The organism is Bradyrhizobium sp. BR14999, from assembly GCF_056106085.1.
In genome coordinates this window covers 4,132,884-4,146,377 of sequence record NZ_CM148536.1, presented here as the reverse complement: position 1 = coordinate 4,146,377, position 13,494 = coordinate 4,132,884, and the positions used below count along the sequence as shown (strand labels likewise).

Below are 13,494 nucleotides of genomic sequence, written 5' to 3'. Positions count from 1 at the left end.
CTTGGTCCAACGGAGGTACCCATGGCGGAAGTAGCCGTAATCGGAGCCGGTCTGAGCGGAACGCTGATGGCCTACGAATTGCTGCCCCAGTTGAGGAAGGACGATCGCCTCAGTGTCATTTCACAAGGCGCCGTCTATCATTTCGTCCCATCGAACCCTTGGGTCGCGGTCGGCTGGCGCAAGCGCGAAGAGATCGAGATCGACCTTGCCGACGTGATGAAACGCAAGGGCGTGCGGCTGCTGACGCAGGGCGCAAGGCGCGTCCACCCGGCCGAGAACCGCGTCGAGCTCGGCGACGGCACGTCGATCGACTATGACTATCTGGTCGTCGCGACCGGCCCCGAACTGGCGTTCGACGAGATTCCGGGTCTCGGGCCGCAAGGCTATACCCAGTCGATCTGCCACGTCGATCACGCTGCGCATGCCCGTGAGGCCTTCGAGAAGCTCGCGGCGAACCCCGGCCCGGTCGTCATCGGCGCCGTGCAGGGCGCTTCTTGTTTCGGCCCGGCTTACGAATTCCTCTTCATACTGGAAACGGAGCTGCGCCGGCGAAAGCTGCGCGATCGGGTCCCAATGACGTTCGTCACCTCGGAGTCCTATATCGGCCATCTCGGCCTCGACGGCGTCGGGGACACCAAGGGTCTGCTGGAAAGCGAGATGCGGGAGAAGCACATCAAGTGGATCACCAACGCCCGCGTCGACAAAATCACCCCCGGCTTGATGACGGTGGAGGAGTTTTCCGACAACGGCACGTCCCGCAAGGCTCATGAGCTGCCATTCGTCTATTCGATGATGCTGCCTGCCTTTCGCGGCGTCGAGGCGGTGCGTGGCATCGAGAAACTGACCAATCCGCGCGGCTTCGTCATCGTCGACAAGCATCAGCAGAACCCCACCTTCTCCAATGTCTTTGCAGTCGGCGTCTGCGTCGCGATCGCACCGGTCGGCGCGACACCGGTGCCGGTCGGCGTCCCCAAGACCGGCTTCATGATCGAATCCATGGTGACGGCGACCGCGATGAACATCGGCGCCCTGCTTCGCGGCAAAGCGCCCACGGCACAGCCGACCTGGAACGCGATCTGCCTCGCCGACTTCGGCGATTCCGGCGTCGCCTTCCTGGCGCAGCCGCAGATCCCGCCGCGCAACGTCAATTGGTCCTCCAAGGGCGAGTGGGTGCACCTCGCCAAGGTCGCCTTCGAGAAATACTTCCTGCGCAAGATGCGGCGCGGCGAGAGCGAGCCCTTCTACGAGCGCTTCGTTCTCGACAAGCTGAACATCGCCAAGCTCAAGGAGGTCCGAACCGGCACATGAGCACGACACGCCAGATCGTCTGTGGCAGTTGCGGGCGCATCAACCGGCTGCCGGCCGAACGTGCACCGCAAGGTGCGCGCTGCGGCGCCTGTCATCAGCCGATGTTCACCGGCCAGCCGATCGAGGTGGACGAGAAGGACTTCGACCGCCATGTCGCCAGCAGCGACATTCCCGTGCTGATCGACGTCTGGGCGCCATGGTGCGGGCCCTGCCGCGCCATGGCTCCGATGTTCGAGCGCGCGGCGCAACAGCTCGAGCCCGGTGTGCGGCTGTTGAAGCTGAATTCGGACAACGCACCCGCATTGTCGTCGCGACTGAGCATCAGCGGCATTCCGACGCTGCTGCTGATGCGCGGCGGCCGCGAGATCGCCCGCCATTCCGGCGCGATGGATGCGCGCAGCATCGTCGCCTGGACCGAAGCCAACCTGACCCGTTCGTAAGAAGAAGGAGCCTGCCATGAATGTCGATAAAGCCGTCCTCGCCTTTGCGGGATGCGTCGTCCTGCTCGGTCTCGCACTGGGCACCTATGTGAATGCGTATTGGTACCTGCTGACGGCATTCGCCGGGCTGAACATGTTGCAGGCCTCGTTCACGGGCTTCTGCCCGGCAGCGATCGTGTTCAGGAAGCTGGGCCTGAGCAGCGGCTGCGCGTTCTCCTGAACGCGCGCCAATGCAGCCTGTGATGCGGGGGAATTTGGCATGACCGACGATACTTTCATCGAGGGACCTCTCTACGAGAAGCGCAAGAAGGTCTATCCGCAGTCGGTCCGCGGGCCCTTCCGCCGCATCAAATGGGCGATCCTCTGCGTCACGCTCGGCACCTATTATCTGCTGCCGTTCGTACGCTGGAATCGCGGCCCGGGTCTGCCGGATCAGGCCGTGCTGATCGACTTCCCGCATCGCCGCTTCTATTTTTTCTTCATCGAGCTGTGGCCGCAGGAAGTCTACTATTTCACCGGTCTGCTGATCATCGCGGCGATGACGCTGTTCCTGATGAACGCGGTCGCAGGCCGGCTGTGGTGCGGCTACATGTGTCCGCAGACGGTGTGGACCGACTTGTTCTACGCAGTGGAGCGCTGGGTCGAGGGCGACCGGCGCGAGCGCATGCAGGGCGACAAGCGCGGCTGGACATTCGATCACATCCGAAAAGTTGCCCTGAAGCACTTCCTCTGGATCATGATCGCCTGGTGGACCGGCGGCGCCTGGGTGCTCTATTTCGCCGATGCGCCGACGCTGGTGAAGGAGCTCGCGACGTTCCAGGCGCCATTCATCGCCTATCTCTGGATCGGCATCCTGACTGCCACGACCTACCTCTTCGCAGGCCACGCTCGCGAGCAGATGTGCATCTACATGTGCCCGTGGCCCCGCATCCAGGCGGCGCTGACCGACGAATGGGCGCTGAATGTCACCTATCGCCGCGACCGCGGCGAGCCGCGCATGTCGGTGAAGAAGGCGGAAGTCGCCCGCGCCCATGGCGACGTCGCCGGCGACTGTGTTGACTGCCACCAGTGCATCAATGTCTGCCCGACAGGCGTGGATATCCGCCATGGAATCCAGCTCGGCTGCATCCAGTGCGGCCTGTGCATCGATGCCTGCGACAACGTCATGCGCGAGATCGGTCGGCCCGCCGGCCTGATCGGCTACGACACCGACATCAACATGCAGCGCCGGCGCGACGGCAAGCCGCCGATCTATCGCATCATCCGCCCGCGCACGCTGATCTACGCGGCAGCAATCGCAATCGTCGGCAGCATCATGCTCTACGCACTCGCGACGCGCGCGACCATGGACGTCAACGTGCTGCACGAGCGCAATCCCCTCTTCGTCCAGCTCTCGGATGGCGGGGTGCGCAACGACTATATCGTGCGCATCCTCAACAAGGGCGCAGAACGATCGTTTGTGCTCGAGACCTCGGGACTGCCCGGCGCGACCCCTCGCGTCGCCGGCATCGAGGCCGGGCCGGACGGCAAGCCGGTCGTCGCGGTCGGGCAGGATCAAACCCGGGAGGTGCGCTTATCCGTGCAGGTCGGTCCGGCACATTTGCCGCAGACATCCCGCGACATCGACATCACGATCACGGACACTGCCGGGGGCGGACGGGCAAGCGCCCGCGACCATTTCGTCCCGGGTGACCAGTAGCAAGCCTCCGGCAACGCACCCGACGGCTCGCCACCGCTTAGATGCTCAACGAGACGTTAACACTACCGTTCGAATTGAGGCAGCGTCCCAACGGTATTTTCCAATCTTTGCGCTAAGCATGGGCCGTAACGCGGCCCTGGCCCGCGTGAACGGGGACGGGACGTGGTCGACATCGCGCAGCAGGCAGCGGTCAATCCGGCATCGGCAAGGGATGCCGCGCGCGCGCGCGTTCCGCTCACCTCCATCGACCCCGGTCAATGGCGTGCGCTCGCGCAACGCACGATCGAGCCGAACGGCTATTACCTGCCCGGCTGGGAGCTCGCCGTCAGCGCGACCGCGCGCGGCCGCACCGGGGCCTCAGCGCTTGCCGCATTCGACGCATCTTCGACGCGCCTGATCGGGCTGATGCCGGTGATCTCGCTCTGGCGCGCCTGGAAGATTCCCCTGCCCGCGCTGGTGAGCGCGCATCCCTATGGCACGCTGTGCAGCCCGCTGATCGACCTTGACGCCCCGATCGAGGCCGCCACGCGTCTGTTGCAGCAGGCGCGCGAGGCCGGAGCCCATGCGCTCGTGCTGAATGACGTCGCGCTCGACGGCGCTGCGATGACTGCCCTCAACCAGGTTCTGAATCGTGATGGCCTGAAGCCGCGCCTGCTCAGCTCCTACATCCGCGCCAGCCTCGATGCGACGCAAGATGGCGAGACGCTCTTGCGCGAGGCGCTCGGCGCCAGGAAGCTCAAGGAGCTGCGGCGCCAGCGCCATCGGCTCGAAGAAAATGGCCCCGTCGTGTTCGAGGTCGCGCGAGGGCGCGACGAGATTGGGCCCGCGCTCGAAACATTCCTGCAACTCGAGGCCAGCGGCTGGAAGGGCGAGCGCGGCACCGCGCTGATCCAGCATGCGGGCGATGCGACCTTCATCCGCCGCGCTGTCGCGGCGCTGGCGGAAACCGCGCAATGCGAGATCATCACGCTTCGTGCCGGCATGACGCAGGTCGCCGCCGGAATCGTGCTGCGGCACCAGGACCGCGCCTTCTTCTTCAAGCTCGGCATCGACGAGCGCTTTGCGAAATATTCGCCGGGCGTGCAGCTCACGCTCGACCTCACCCGCCACCTCTGCGCCGATCCCGCCATAGCCAGCGCGGATTCGATGGCGAGTGCCGATCACCCCATGATCAATCCGATCTGGCGGGGACGCTTCGCTATCGGTGACGTGCTGATCCCGCTGCGGCGGAATGATCCGGTCGTCGCGCTCATTCATGCTGCGCTGACCGGCCTCAACGTCGCGCATCAGGCCGCGCGACGCGTGGTCCATCGGCTCCGCAAATAAGCGAAAGACTACTCCGCCGCCTGCGCGTTGATCTCCGCCGAGACCTGGCGGATCGCGCGGGCGAGCAAGTTCGGATCCTGCGCGCCGGAGACGGCGTATTTCTGTGCGAACACATAGGTCGGCACGCCGGAGATGCCTTTCTCGGCGGCCTCCTGTGCGTCCGCCGACACGCGCGCGACGTCCTCGTCGGTGGCGAGGCGCTTGCGCACGTCGTCGGCATCGAGGCCGACATCGGCCGCTGCCTGCACCAGCACGTTCACGTCGGTGAGATCGCCGCCGTCGCGGAAATAGAGCTCCATCAGGCGCTGCTTCATCTCAGGCGCCTTGCCGATCGCCTCGGCCCAGAGGATCAGGCGATGACAGTCGGTCGTGTTGGGCTGACGCGCGACCATCTCGGGCCGGTAGACGAGGCCCTCCTCACTCGCAGCTGCGACGACGCGCCCGGCAATGCCCTTGTAGGCCTCGACCGAGCCGAATTTCCTGGTGAGATAATCCTCACGGCTGATGCCCTCGCGCGGCACCCAGGGATTGAGGAAGAACGGGCGAAAATTGAGCTTGACCGGAACATCGGGCACGAGCGCCAACGCGCTCTCGATCCGGTGCTTGCCGATATAGCACCAGGGGCACACCACGTCGGAGACGACATCGATCTGGAGCGGTTTCAGCGTGCTCATGGGCGGCGCCTCCTTGACGACAAACGTTGGCCCAAACATAAGCCGAAGCCGCCCCGAGGCAAGGGCCCTACGTCATAGCTGCCGCCATCTGCTTCAGCCGCTCCGCGGTACGCTCATCGGCCGGGAAGAACGTCTCCAGCGCCAGCTCCGACAACGTAATGTCCACGGGCGTGCCGAACACCATGGTGGTAGAGAAGAAACTTAGTATCTCTCCATCATGACGCAGCTTGAAGGGAATGGCGACATTATCGCTCGACAGCGGGGCCGCGCGCGCAGGGATAGGATAGCCCTTCAGGTCATTATAGAGCTTGATCAATTCAGGGTCGGCCGTCGCCTCGCATTGCCGGTGCAGCCGCTCGAGCAGATGCCCGCACCATTCCGCGAGATTGACCGTGCGCGGCGCCAGCGCCTCGGGATGGAACGCGAGACGCAGCACGTTGAAGGGCTGGCCGAGCAGGTGCTGCGGGATGCCGTCGAGCAGCGGCGCCACCATGCGATTGGCCGAGACCAGGTTCCAATGCCGGTCCACCGCCAGGGCCGGATTGGGCTCATGCGCACTGAGGACGAGGTCGATCGCCTGGCGGGCTGATTTCAAGGCGGGATCCTCCAGCGGGCGCTGCGGGAAGGCCGGCGCATAGCCGGCCGCGACCAGCAGCACGTTGCGTTCACGCAAGGGCACGTCGAGACGCTCGGCGAGCCTGAGCACCATGTCGCGCGAGGGCGCGGCGCGGCCGGTCTCGACGAAGCTCAAGTGCCGCGCGGATATCTCGGCTTCGCCCGCGAGATCGAGCTGGCTCATGCGACGGCGCTGCCGCCATTCGCGCAAATGGTCGCCGATATGGACCGGCTGGCTGCGTTCGGCGCGTGCCGTGGATGCATGTGCGTTCATGATCGAAAACCTAGCATGCGGATTTCGGCCCTTCCATTACCCGCGAGGTAATCGAATTGGGGCGCGCACGCGCGCATCTTCGGTCGCAACAGGAGATGACCATGATCGCGCTGCTGCTCTACGGAACCCTCGCAGACCACGTCTTGCCCTGGGCCATGGCCTTCGCAACCCGGATGCTGGCGCGCAGCCTCAACATGCCGGAGCCGCTGATGCATTCGACCGGCGACTATGTCGTCGCGCAGGTCATCGCTTTCGAGCACGGCATCGGCAGGAGCCTGTGCCCGTTCCGCCTCGCCCGCATCGTCCGCGCCTGGTGGCGCGGATTGCGGTGATTTCCCCCAACCTCAACCAAGGAGAACCACGATGATCGAAGCATCCACTTTCCTGCGCAGTGCATTGCTCGCCGATGCCCTCTTCAGCGGCGTCGCCGCGCTCGGCTTCACTTTCGGCGCAGGCGCGTTCGCCTCGCTGTTCAATCTGCCGGAAGCGCTGCTGCGTGAGACCGGCCTGTTCCTGATCGCCTACACCACGCTGGTCGGCTGGCTCGCCGCGCGTGCATCCGTGTCCAAGGCGCTCGTGCTGCTGGTCGTGATCGGTAACGCGGCCTGGACAGCCGGCAGCATCGCGCTGCTGCTTTCAGGGGCGGTATCGCCGAACCTCGCGGGCGAGCTGATGGTCGTGGCGCAGGCAATTGCGACCGGCGTGTTCGCCGAGCTGCAATATGTGGGGCTGCGGAGGAGCGCGAGTGCGGTGGCGGCGTGAGACGCACATCCACACGCTGTCGTCGCCCGGCTTGACGGGGCGCCCAGTATTCCAGAGGCAGTTGTGCTTGAGCTGAGACGCCGCGGCGTACTGGATGCCCCGGTCCCGGCTCCGCCAAGGCTACGCCGGGGCCACAAGGGTGCTCGGCCGCCGAAGCTTTAGCGAAGGCGGCAAGCCGGGGCATGACAGCTGAGTTAAAGGCCCAAGCTCAGGCCCGCGCGCGGCCGTTCGCTTTGCCGATGGCGTGGCCGTTGAGCTTCTTCTTTTTGGCGGCCTTGCTTTTCGGACTCTTGGCGCCCGCCTTCGTGGCCTTGCGCTCGGCTCGCGCCTTCACCTTGGCGCGTTCGGCCCGCGCCTCGGCGCGCAGCTTCTTGCGCTTTCTCTCGCAGGAATCGCACTTGCAGCCGATCGGCTTCAGATAGGCTTTGAAATAGTCGGTGCCGTAGTCGTAGTTGATCTCGTCGCCCGGCTCGATGTTCTTGATGGCGCGGATGAAGACCTTGCGCTCGCGCGGGCGAACGTCGGACTCGGCGTTGGGCCGGCAGGAATGATTGATGTAGCGGGCGAAGTTCTTGCGCACCGATCCGTCGATGGTCCAGCGGCCGTTGAGCTCGAACAGATATTTGTTCTCGATCTCGTCGTGCGCCGGAATCCGCGAGTCCAGGATCGGCCCGAAATAGCGGATGATCCGGGTTCCCTTCTTGATCGGCTTGGTGGCGAAAAGGCCGAGCCCGGTCTTGGAGCGGCCGACGCGATAAGGTTTGTTCGAAGAGATGGCTGGCATGATCAAGAGAAAAAAGACGCGAACGAGGCTGGATGACCCAAGCGAAGCCGCTCTTCTAGAACGATTCCGCGCCGCTGTCAGGTGCCTGATGGCGCTTTTGAGCCTTGCCCACAATCAAGGCGTCTGATGCTACGAAGTTCCAGCTGCATCGAGCCGCCATCATGATCCCATCCTCACCGCGATGACGATTCATCCTAATCTCATCGCGATTTAGGCTCTTCTCCGGCTCAACAGCCCGCTACACCGGAAGTTTGGTGGTCACGGGCGCCGTCAGCATCGCCTCGAGCAGCCGTTCGGCCGTCGTGCCCTCGGGCAGCCGCTCCAAAATATCCTTGAGCCGCCCGTCGAGCAGCAGCGTGGTGAAGCCGTGCACCATCGACCAGGCGCGGGCGATCGCCGCGCCCTGGTTCAACGTCAGCGCGTCTTCGCTGATCTGCTCCTGCCGCATCATGCCGATCGCATTGGCAAGCCCGGCGAAGGAGGCCTCGGCCGCCTCATGCAGCGAGGGCCTCGAATAATCGAGCCGTTCGGTGCGGAACATGATGCCGTACATGCCGGGATGGGCCTGCGCATAGGCAACATAGGCCTTCGGCCGCGCCAGCGCGCGCTCGAGCGGCGTGGTGGCAGCATCGCAGGACGAGGCCATCGCGGCGTTGAACTGGCGGAAGCCCACGGCCGCAAGCTCGCTGAGCAGCCCGGTGAGATCGCCGAAATGATGGGTCGGCGCGGCATGCGAGACGCCCGCCTCGCGCGCCACCGCCCGCAATGTCAGGCCGGCAAGCCCGTCACGCTCCAGCACCCGTTCCGCAGCCTGGAGCAACGCCTCGCGCAGGGCGCCGTGATGATAGGGTGTCTCGGTCTTCGCAACCGCCGGGCGCCGCGGGGAACGCGAGGCCGATGGTGACTTCTTCGGGGGGCGCACGCCGCGCGCGTTCCTGGTTTCGCTCTTGCCCATGGACAAGCTATAGGGCGCAATATTGACAGTGTAAAGATTTCGCTTGACCGGAACGGCAATTAGCGTTATCCAATCTTTACGATGTAAAGATAGGGAAGGATACGCCGTGCAGCAGGACGCCGTCACTGAGCGCCGCAACAACATCGCGCCGATCCCGTTCGAGGCCGATGCGCCATTCCTCAACATCATCGGCGAACTGCCGCGCGAGCTGAACGGCACGCTCTACCGCAACGGCCCCAATCCGCAGTTCTCTTCGCCCGGCGCGCATTGGTTCGTGGGCGACGGCATGCTGCACGCCTTCCACCTCGAGAACGGACGCGCCAGCTACCGCAATCGCTGGGTCCGCACCCCGAAATGGCTGGCCGAGCACGACGCCGGCCGCGCCTTGTTCGGCGGCTTCGGCCGCAAGCTGCCCGATGCCCCGGCTGATCTCACCGATGGCGGCGTCGCCAACACCAACATCATCTTCCATGCCGGCAAGCTGCTGGCGCTGGAAGAAGCACATCTGCCGACCGAGATCGAGCCTGGCACGCTGGCAACGCGCGGCTATCACAACTACCAGGGCCGCATCGCCGGCAGCTTTACCGCGCATCCGAAGATCGATCCCATCACAGGCGAACTGGTGTTCTTCGGCTACAATGCCGCCGGACCGTTGACGCCTGCCCTTTCCTACGGATCGATCGATGCGTCCGGAAAGGTGACGCGCTTCGAGCGTTTCGAGGCGCCCTATGCCAGCATGGTGCATGACTTCATCGTCACCGCGAACCATGTGCTGTTTCCGATCCTTCCCATCACCGGCAGCATGGAGCGCGCGATGAGTGGACGGTCGCCCTATGCCTGGGAGCCGGACAAAGGCGCCTATGTCGGCGTGATGAAGCGCAACGACACGGCAAAGGACGTCGTCTGGTTTCGAGCTGAGGCCTGCTACGTCTTCCACGTCATGAATGCGTGGGAAGACGATCACCGCATCATCGCCGACGTCATGCAGTTCGAGGAGGCGCCGCTGTTTCCGCATCCCGACGGCCGACCGACGGATCCGGAGAAGTCGCGCGCCCGCCACTGCCGCTGGACGTTCGATCTCTCGGGCAATACCGATCGCTTCCAGCAGACTTATCTCGACGATCTCACCGGCGAATTCCCCCGCATCGACGATCGCCGCGCCGGGCTGAAGAGCCGTCACGGCTGGTACGCCTGCGCCAATCCGAGGCTGCCGATGTTCGGCGCGCTCTCGGGCGTCGTCCATGTCGACGGCAACGGCAAACGGCTCGGCCATTATCTGCTGCCGGCCGGCGACACCATCTCCGAGCCGCTGTTCGTCGAGAGGTCGAACGATGCCGCCGAGGGCGACGGTTGGCTGCTCGCGGTGGTCTGGCGCGCGCGGGAGAACCGCAGCGACCTCGCCGTGTTCAACGCCACCGATGTCGAGGCCGGTCCCGTCGCGCTGGTACAGCTCGGCCACCGCGTGCCCGACGGCTTTCACGGCAATTGGGTGGGGGCGTAGCTCTCACCTCGTCATTCCGGGCGCGCGTTAGCGCGAGCCCGGAATCCATTTCGCCGCGTGTTCTGCCGCTCAATGGATTCCGACGCTTCGCGTCGCCCCGGAATGACAGCGCGGATGTGTCACCAAAGAGATTCCACATGCACATGCCCTCGATCACCGCGGACTGCCTCGCCGTCCTAGCCCTGGCCTGCGCCGCACTCGCATTCCAAACCATCCGGCTGCGCCGAAGCAGCATTACCTTCTTCAACGGCGGCATCTTGCTCACCATCGGCCTTTTGATCGCCTCCGCGCTGCCGATCCTGTCGCGCCTGCCCTGGGCGGAATTGGCTGACGAGGCCTCCGACCAAGCCATTGCAGCACTTCATCTTTTAGAGGTCGCTTACGTCATTTTGACACTGTAAAGATTTCGCTTGACCCGAGACCGCGCCCGGCTTACTTATCTTGACATTGTAAAGATTTGACCCGACCGAGGCGGCTCATGGCGATTTTCCTGATCCTCGCGCCCTACGGCGCCTTCGCGTTGCTGATGCTGGTGACCTCCGCCACGATCAGCGTGTTTGCGGCCGCTGCAATCTGCCTCGCCACGGTCGCAATCGACGCCGTGCGCGGCCGCTCGGTGAAGATCCTGGCCACGGGCTCGGCGATCGTGTTCGCCGCAATCGGCCTCTATCTCGCGCTGCTCGATCCCGCGCTCGGCACGCTCGGCGTCAAGCTGTCGGTCGATCTCGGCATCTTCATCATCTCACTCGGCTCGATGCTGGTCCGTCGTCCCTTCACGCTGCAATATGCGCTTGAATCGGTCCCGGCCGAAACCGCGGCGATGCCCGGCTTCCTCCGCGCCAATTATGTCATCACCGGCGCCTGGACCGCAGCCGCGCTGTTGATGGCAGCCGCCAATCTCGTGCTACTCTACGTCCCCGGGCTGCCGCTCTGGTCGAGCCTTGCGGTTGCCTTCGCGGCCCGCAACAGCGCGATGTACTTCACAAAGTGGTATCCCGAGTATCGCGAGATCAAGTACGGTGCGCCCGCCCGCGCATTGCCCAACGCTCGCTGAACAGGATCGACGATGAAGAGCGTATTCGCCCGCCTCGCCTCCGACTTCCTTTCCGCCATCGTCTTCCTGGTCATCTACCTCATCACCGACAACGTCGTCCTGGCGACGTCGGTGGCGATTGCCGGTGCAATCGCGCAGGTGATCTATGCCCGCGTCAAGGGACGAGAGCTCAACTACATGACCTATGCGAGCCTCGCGCTCGTGGTCGTGCTGGGCGCGATCACGCTCTTGACCAATGATCCCCGCTTTATGCTGGCAAAGCCCGCGATCGCGCATTTCGCGATCGGACTCATCATGCTCAAGCGCGGCTGGATGCTGCGCTACATGCCGCCGATCGTCGTCGAGACCGTTCCGGAATATGTGACGGCTGCGGGCTATGCCTGGGCGGTGCTGATGTTCGTGATCGGCGTCGGCGTGATCGCCGTCGCATCGACCGGCGATCTGAAGCTGTGGGCGTTATACCTCACAGTGGTCGCAGGCGGCGCCAAGATCTTGGCCTTTGCCGCGCAGTACGTCGTTCTGCGCCTCATCGTCACCAGCCGCCGGCGCGCCGCTGCCCGCGCCTAAAGCGCGATGTGACCGCGCTTTAGGTTGTTGTTTGAGCATGATCTTTTCGGAAAACCGCTACACACTTTTCCGGATCATGCTTCTATGCCTCCAATGCAGCGTTAGGCAGGAGCTGCGAGTTGGGTTATAGGCTCGCCCAGGACTGGCCGCGGATCGTCGCGACCCGCCGGGATTTTGGGAGACAGGAATGGCCGTTGACGGCAACTGGAATCTGACCATGACGACGCCGATGGGCGAGCGCCAGGCGACGCTGAGCCTGAAGGCCGCGGGCGGCGCGCTCACGGGCACGCAAGGCGCCGAAGGTAATACCGCCGAGATTTTCGACGGCACTGTCTCTGGCGACAACGTCTCCTGGAAAGTCTCGATCACCAACCCGATGCCGCTCACGCTCGAATTCACCGGCACCGTCTCCGGCGACAGCATCAGCGGCGAGATGGGCATCGGCCCGATGGGCAGCTTCCCGTTCACGGGCGCGCGGGCATAAGGCCGCGCAGCAATCATGCGCCTGCTCCATCTCATCGCGGCGACGATCCTGTGTGTCGCGACACAAGCAGCGCGCGCGGACGACACCGAACCGGCGTGGCGCGCAAGCGCGCTCGCCCTGGTGCCGGCGGGTTATGTCGCCGGCACGGCGTACCGCACCGAAGCCTCGACCGGTTACCTCGCCGTCTATCCGGCGACGTCGAATGACCCGAAGTCGCCGGCCAGCGTGTTCGGTGCGCGCCAGACCCTCGTGGTCGCGCTGACGCCGGACGAGAAGCTCGCGGTATCGGCCGAATTGAAGCCGCGCGTCGAGGCCGATGCGGTCGATGACGACGGCGATTATGCAAAGCTCCACGCCGAGCTGGCGGGCAAGCGCGCAACCCTGCCCGAGGGCACCGAGCCCTGCAATCTCGGCGCCTGGTCCATCGACAAGGATCCGAACGGACTCAACGTGCGGACCGAGCCATCGGTGAAGGCGCGCGTGCTCGGCACCCTGCCGCCGCCGTATCGATTAAAGCTTGGCGGCAGCGAGAACACGCCCGAGGGCGGCTGGCTCACCGAATTCCGCATCGTCGGTTTCAAGGACGGTTGGTTTCTGATCGAAGGCGCGAAGCCGCCGGGCAAGGATTACGAGGACGAGAAAAAATATCCGCGCAATGCGCCAAAGCCCTATGCCGGACGCGGCTGGGTCGCCTCCAACAAGGTCGGCGCGAATTTCGCCAACGGCTACACGCGCGCGGGCGGGCTGTTCCAGGCCCCCTTCGTCGACGCCAAATGGATGGCGGCGCAGCGCGAGCTCGGCGGCCCGATCGATGGTGACGGCGGCCCGAAGCGCCTGCTCGCCTGCAGCGGATATTGGGGTCTCGTCGAGAGCCACGACGGTGTGCGCGGCTGGTGGCGTTCGCTCTGCTCCAACCAGGTCACGAATTGTAGTTGAAGCTTCCGCATCGTCATGGCCTCGTCCCGGCCATCCACATCTTGTTCGCCGTACCAAGAACGTGGATGCCCGGGACAAGCCCGGGCATGACGATCTTTCGTAAAGCACAGGTGCG

17 protein-coding genes are annotated in these 13,494 nt (G+C 64.6%); 13 read left to right on the top strand and 4 right to left on the bottom strand.

Going from position 1 to position 13,494, the window contains the following annotated elements:
• The first annotated feature begins 21 nt into the window (after positions 1–21).
• The 5 genes from ACR9YP_RS18975 (at position 22) to ACR9YP_RS18955 (ending at position 4,773) form a co-directional block, all read left to right on the top strand.
• Positions 22–1,308 (top strand): NAD(P)/FAD-dependent oxidoreductase, encoded by a 1,287-nt coding sequence (locus ACR9YP_RS18975; RefSeq protein ID WP_474220795.1) that lies wholly within the window; start codon positions 22–24, stop codon positions 1,306–1,308.
• Positions 1,305–1,748, top strand: a complete 444-nt coding sequence (trxC, locus tag ACR9YP_RS18970; RefSeq protein WP_474220794.1) for a thioredoxin TrxC — start codon at positions 1,305–1,307, stop codon at positions 1,746–1,748. Before ACR9YP_RS18975 ends, trxC begins: the two co-directional genes overlap by 4 nt.
• Positions 1,749–1,764: 16 nt before the next feature.
• A complete protein-coding gene (locus tag ACR9YP_RS18965) occupies positions 1,765–1,968 on the top strand; it encodes a YgaP family membrane protein (protein WP_097658086.1) in 204 nt (67 codons plus the stop codon).
• Between the two features lie 39 nt (positions 1,969–2,007).
• Entirely contained in the window at positions 2,008–3,447 is a 1,440-nt protein-coding gene (gene ccoG, locus ACR9YP_RS18960) for a cytochrome c oxidase accessory protein CcoG (protein ID WP_474220793.1), read from the top strand.
• A gap of 162 nt (positions 3,448–3,609) precedes the next feature.
• Positions 3,610–4,773: a GNAT family N-acetyltransferase gene (locus ACR9YP_RS18955; protein ID WP_474220792.1), complete on the top strand. Its 1,164-nt coding sequence runs from the start codon at positions 3,610–3,612 to the stop codon at positions 4,771–4,773.
• A gap of 8 nt (positions 4,774–4,781) precedes the next feature.
• Here ACR9YP_RS18955 and ACR9YP_RS18950 read toward each other — a convergent pair whose 3' ends face one another.
• Both ACR9YP_RS18950 and ACR9YP_RS18945 read right to left on the bottom strand, forming a co-directional pair.
• Positions 4,782–5,447 carry a DsbA family oxidoreductase gene (locus ACR9YP_RS18950; protein ID WP_474220791.1) on the bottom strand — a complete coding sequence of 222 codons (666 nt, stop codon included), beginning with the start codon at positions 5,445–5,447 and terminating at the stop codon, positions 4,782–4,784.
• Positions 5,448–5,514: 67 nt separating this feature from the next.
• The gene (locus ACR9YP_RS18945; protein WP_474220790.1) at positions 5,515–6,336 is read right to left on the bottom strand and encodes a helix-turn-helix domain-containing protein; all 822 of its coding nucleotides are present in this window, start codon (positions 6,334–6,336) and stop codon (positions 5,515–5,517) included.
• Between the two features lie 101 nt (positions 6,337–6,437).
• On the opposite strand from ACR9YP_RS18945, the gene ACR9YP_RS18940 reads away from it, so the two are divergent.
• Entirely contained in the window at positions 6,438–6,668 is a 231-nt protein-coding gene (locus tag ACR9YP_RS18940; RefSeq protein WP_474220789.1) for a hypothetical protein, read from the top strand.
• Between the two features lie 31 nt (positions 6,669–6,699).
• Positions 6,700–7,098 (top strand): hypothetical protein, encoded by a 399-nt coding sequence (locus ACR9YP_RS18935; RefSeq protein ID WP_474220788.1) that lies wholly within the window; start codon positions 6,700–6,702, stop codon positions 7,096–7,098.
• A 208-nt stretch (positions 7,099–7,306) separates the two neighbouring features.
• Here ACR9YP_RS18935 and ACR9YP_RS18930 read toward each other — a convergent pair whose 3' ends face one another.
• Together ACR9YP_RS18930 and ACR9YP_RS18925 are read right to left on the bottom strand one after the other, a co-directional pair.
• Entirely contained in the window at positions 7,307–7,882 is a 576-nt protein-coding gene (locus ACR9YP_RS18930) for an SET domain-containing protein (RefSeq protein ID WP_370988849.1), read from the bottom strand.
• Between the two features lie 238 nt (positions 7,883–8,120).
• The gene (locus tag ACR9YP_RS18925) at positions 8,121–8,837 is read right to left on the bottom strand and encodes a TetR/AcrR family transcriptional regulator (RefSeq protein WP_474220787.1); all 717 of its coding nucleotides are present in this window, start codon (positions 8,835–8,837) and stop codon (positions 8,121–8,123) included.
• Positions 8,838–8,943: 106 nt separating this feature from the next.
• On the opposite strand from ACR9YP_RS18925, the gene ACR9YP_RS18920 reads away from it, so the two are divergent.
• From ACR9YP_RS18920 to ACR9YP_RS18895, 6 genes are all read left to right on the top strand, one after another.
• Entirely contained in the window at positions 8,944–10,338 is a 1,395-nt protein-coding gene (locus ACR9YP_RS18920) for a carotenoid oxygenase family protein (RefSeq protein WP_474220786.1), read from the top strand.
• Between the two features lie 137 nt (positions 10,339–10,475).
• On the top strand, positions 10,476–10,739 hold the full coding sequence (locus ACR9YP_RS18915) for a hypothetical protein (protein ID WP_474220785.1): 264 nt from the start codon (positions 10,476–10,478) through the stop codon (positions 10,737–10,739).
• A 77-nt stretch (positions 10,740–10,816) separates the two neighbouring features.
• Entirely contained in the window at positions 10,817–11,392 is a 576-nt protein-coding gene (locus ACR9YP_RS18910) for a hypothetical protein (RefSeq protein WP_474220784.1), read from the top strand.
• A gap of 12 nt (positions 11,393–11,404) precedes the next feature.
• Positions 11,405–11,959 (top strand): inner membrane-spanning protein YciB, encoded by a 555-nt coding sequence (locus ACR9YP_RS18905; RefSeq protein ID WP_474220783.1) that lies wholly within the window; start codon positions 11,405–11,407, stop codon positions 11,957–11,959.
• Positions 11,960–12,146: 187 nt separating this feature from the next.
• Positions 12,147–12,443 carry a hypothetical protein gene (locus ACR9YP_RS18900; RefSeq protein WP_438107103.1) on the top strand — a complete coding sequence of 99 codons (297 nt, stop codon included), beginning with the start codon at positions 12,147–12,149 and terminating at the stop codon, positions 12,441–12,443.
• 15 nt (positions 12,444–12,458) lie between these two features.
• Positions 12,459–13,379, top strand: coding sequence for an SH3 domain-containing protein (locus ACR9YP_RS18895; protein ID WP_474220782.1), 921 nt, complete (start codon positions 12,459–12,461; stop codon positions 13,377–13,379).
• The last annotated feature ends 115 nt before the right edge of the window (positions 13,380–13,494 follow it).

Bases quoted from the DNA above. Each gene is read 5' to 3' on its own strand.
- ACR9YP_RS18975 (WP_474220795.1), top strand. From the start codon at position 22: ATGGCGGAAGTAGCCGTAATCGGAGCCGGTCTGAGCGGAACGCTGATG.
- trxC (WP_474220794.1), top strand. From the start codon at position 1,305: ATGAGCACGACACGCCAGATCGTCTGTGGCAGTTGCGGGCGCATCAAC.
- ACR9YP_RS18965 (WP_097658086.1), top strand. From the start codon at position 1,765: ATGAATGTCGATAAAGCCGTCCTCGCCTTTGCGGGATGCGTCGTCCTG.
- ccoG (WP_474220793.1), top strand. From the start codon at position 2,008: ATGACCGACGATACTTTCATCGAGGGACCTCTCTACGAGAAGCGCAAG.
- ACR9YP_RS18950 (WP_474220791.1), bottom strand. From the start codon at position 5,447: ATGAGCACGCTGAAACCGCTCCAGATCGATGTCGTCTCCGACGTGGTG.
- ACR9YP_RS18945 (WP_474220790.1), bottom strand. From the start codon at position 6,336: ATGAACGCACATGCATCCACGGCACGCGCCGAACGCAGCCAGCCGGTC.
- ACR9YP_RS18940 (WP_474220789.1), top strand. From the start codon at position 6,438: ATGATCGCGCTGCTGCTCTACGGAACCCTCGCAGACCACGTCTTGCCC.
- ACR9YP_RS18935 (WP_474220788.1), top strand. From the start codon at position 6,700: ATGATCGAAGCATCCACTTTCCTGCGCAGTGCATTGCTCGCCGATGCC.
- ACR9YP_RS18930 (WP_370988849.1), bottom strand. From the start codon at position 7,882: ATGCCAGCCATCTCTTCGAACAAACCTTATCGCGTCGGCCGCTCCAAG.
- ACR9YP_RS18925 (WP_474220787.1), bottom strand. From the start codon at position 8,837: ATGGGCAAGAGCGAAACCAGGAACGCGCGCGGCGTGCGCCCCCCGAAG.
- ACR9YP_RS18915 (WP_474220785.1), top strand. From the start codon at position 10,476: ATGCACATGCCCTCGATCACCGCGGACTGCCTCGCCGTCCTAGCCCTG.
- ACR9YP_RS18910 (WP_474220784.1), top strand. From the start codon at position 10,817: ATGGCGATTTTCCTGATCCTCGCGCCCTACGGCGCCTTCGCGTTGCTG.
- ACR9YP_RS18905 (WP_474220783.1), top strand. From the start codon at position 11,405: ATGAAGAGCGTATTCGCCCGCCTCGCCTCCGACTTCCTTTCCGCCATC.
- ACR9YP_RS18900 (WP_438107103.1), top strand. From the start codon at position 12,147: ATGGCCGTTGACGGCAACTGGAATCTGACCATGACGACGCCGATGGGC.
- ACR9YP_RS18895 (WP_474220782.1), top strand. From the start codon at position 12,459: ATGCGCCTGCTCCATCTCATCGCGGCGACGATCCTGTGTGTCGCGACA.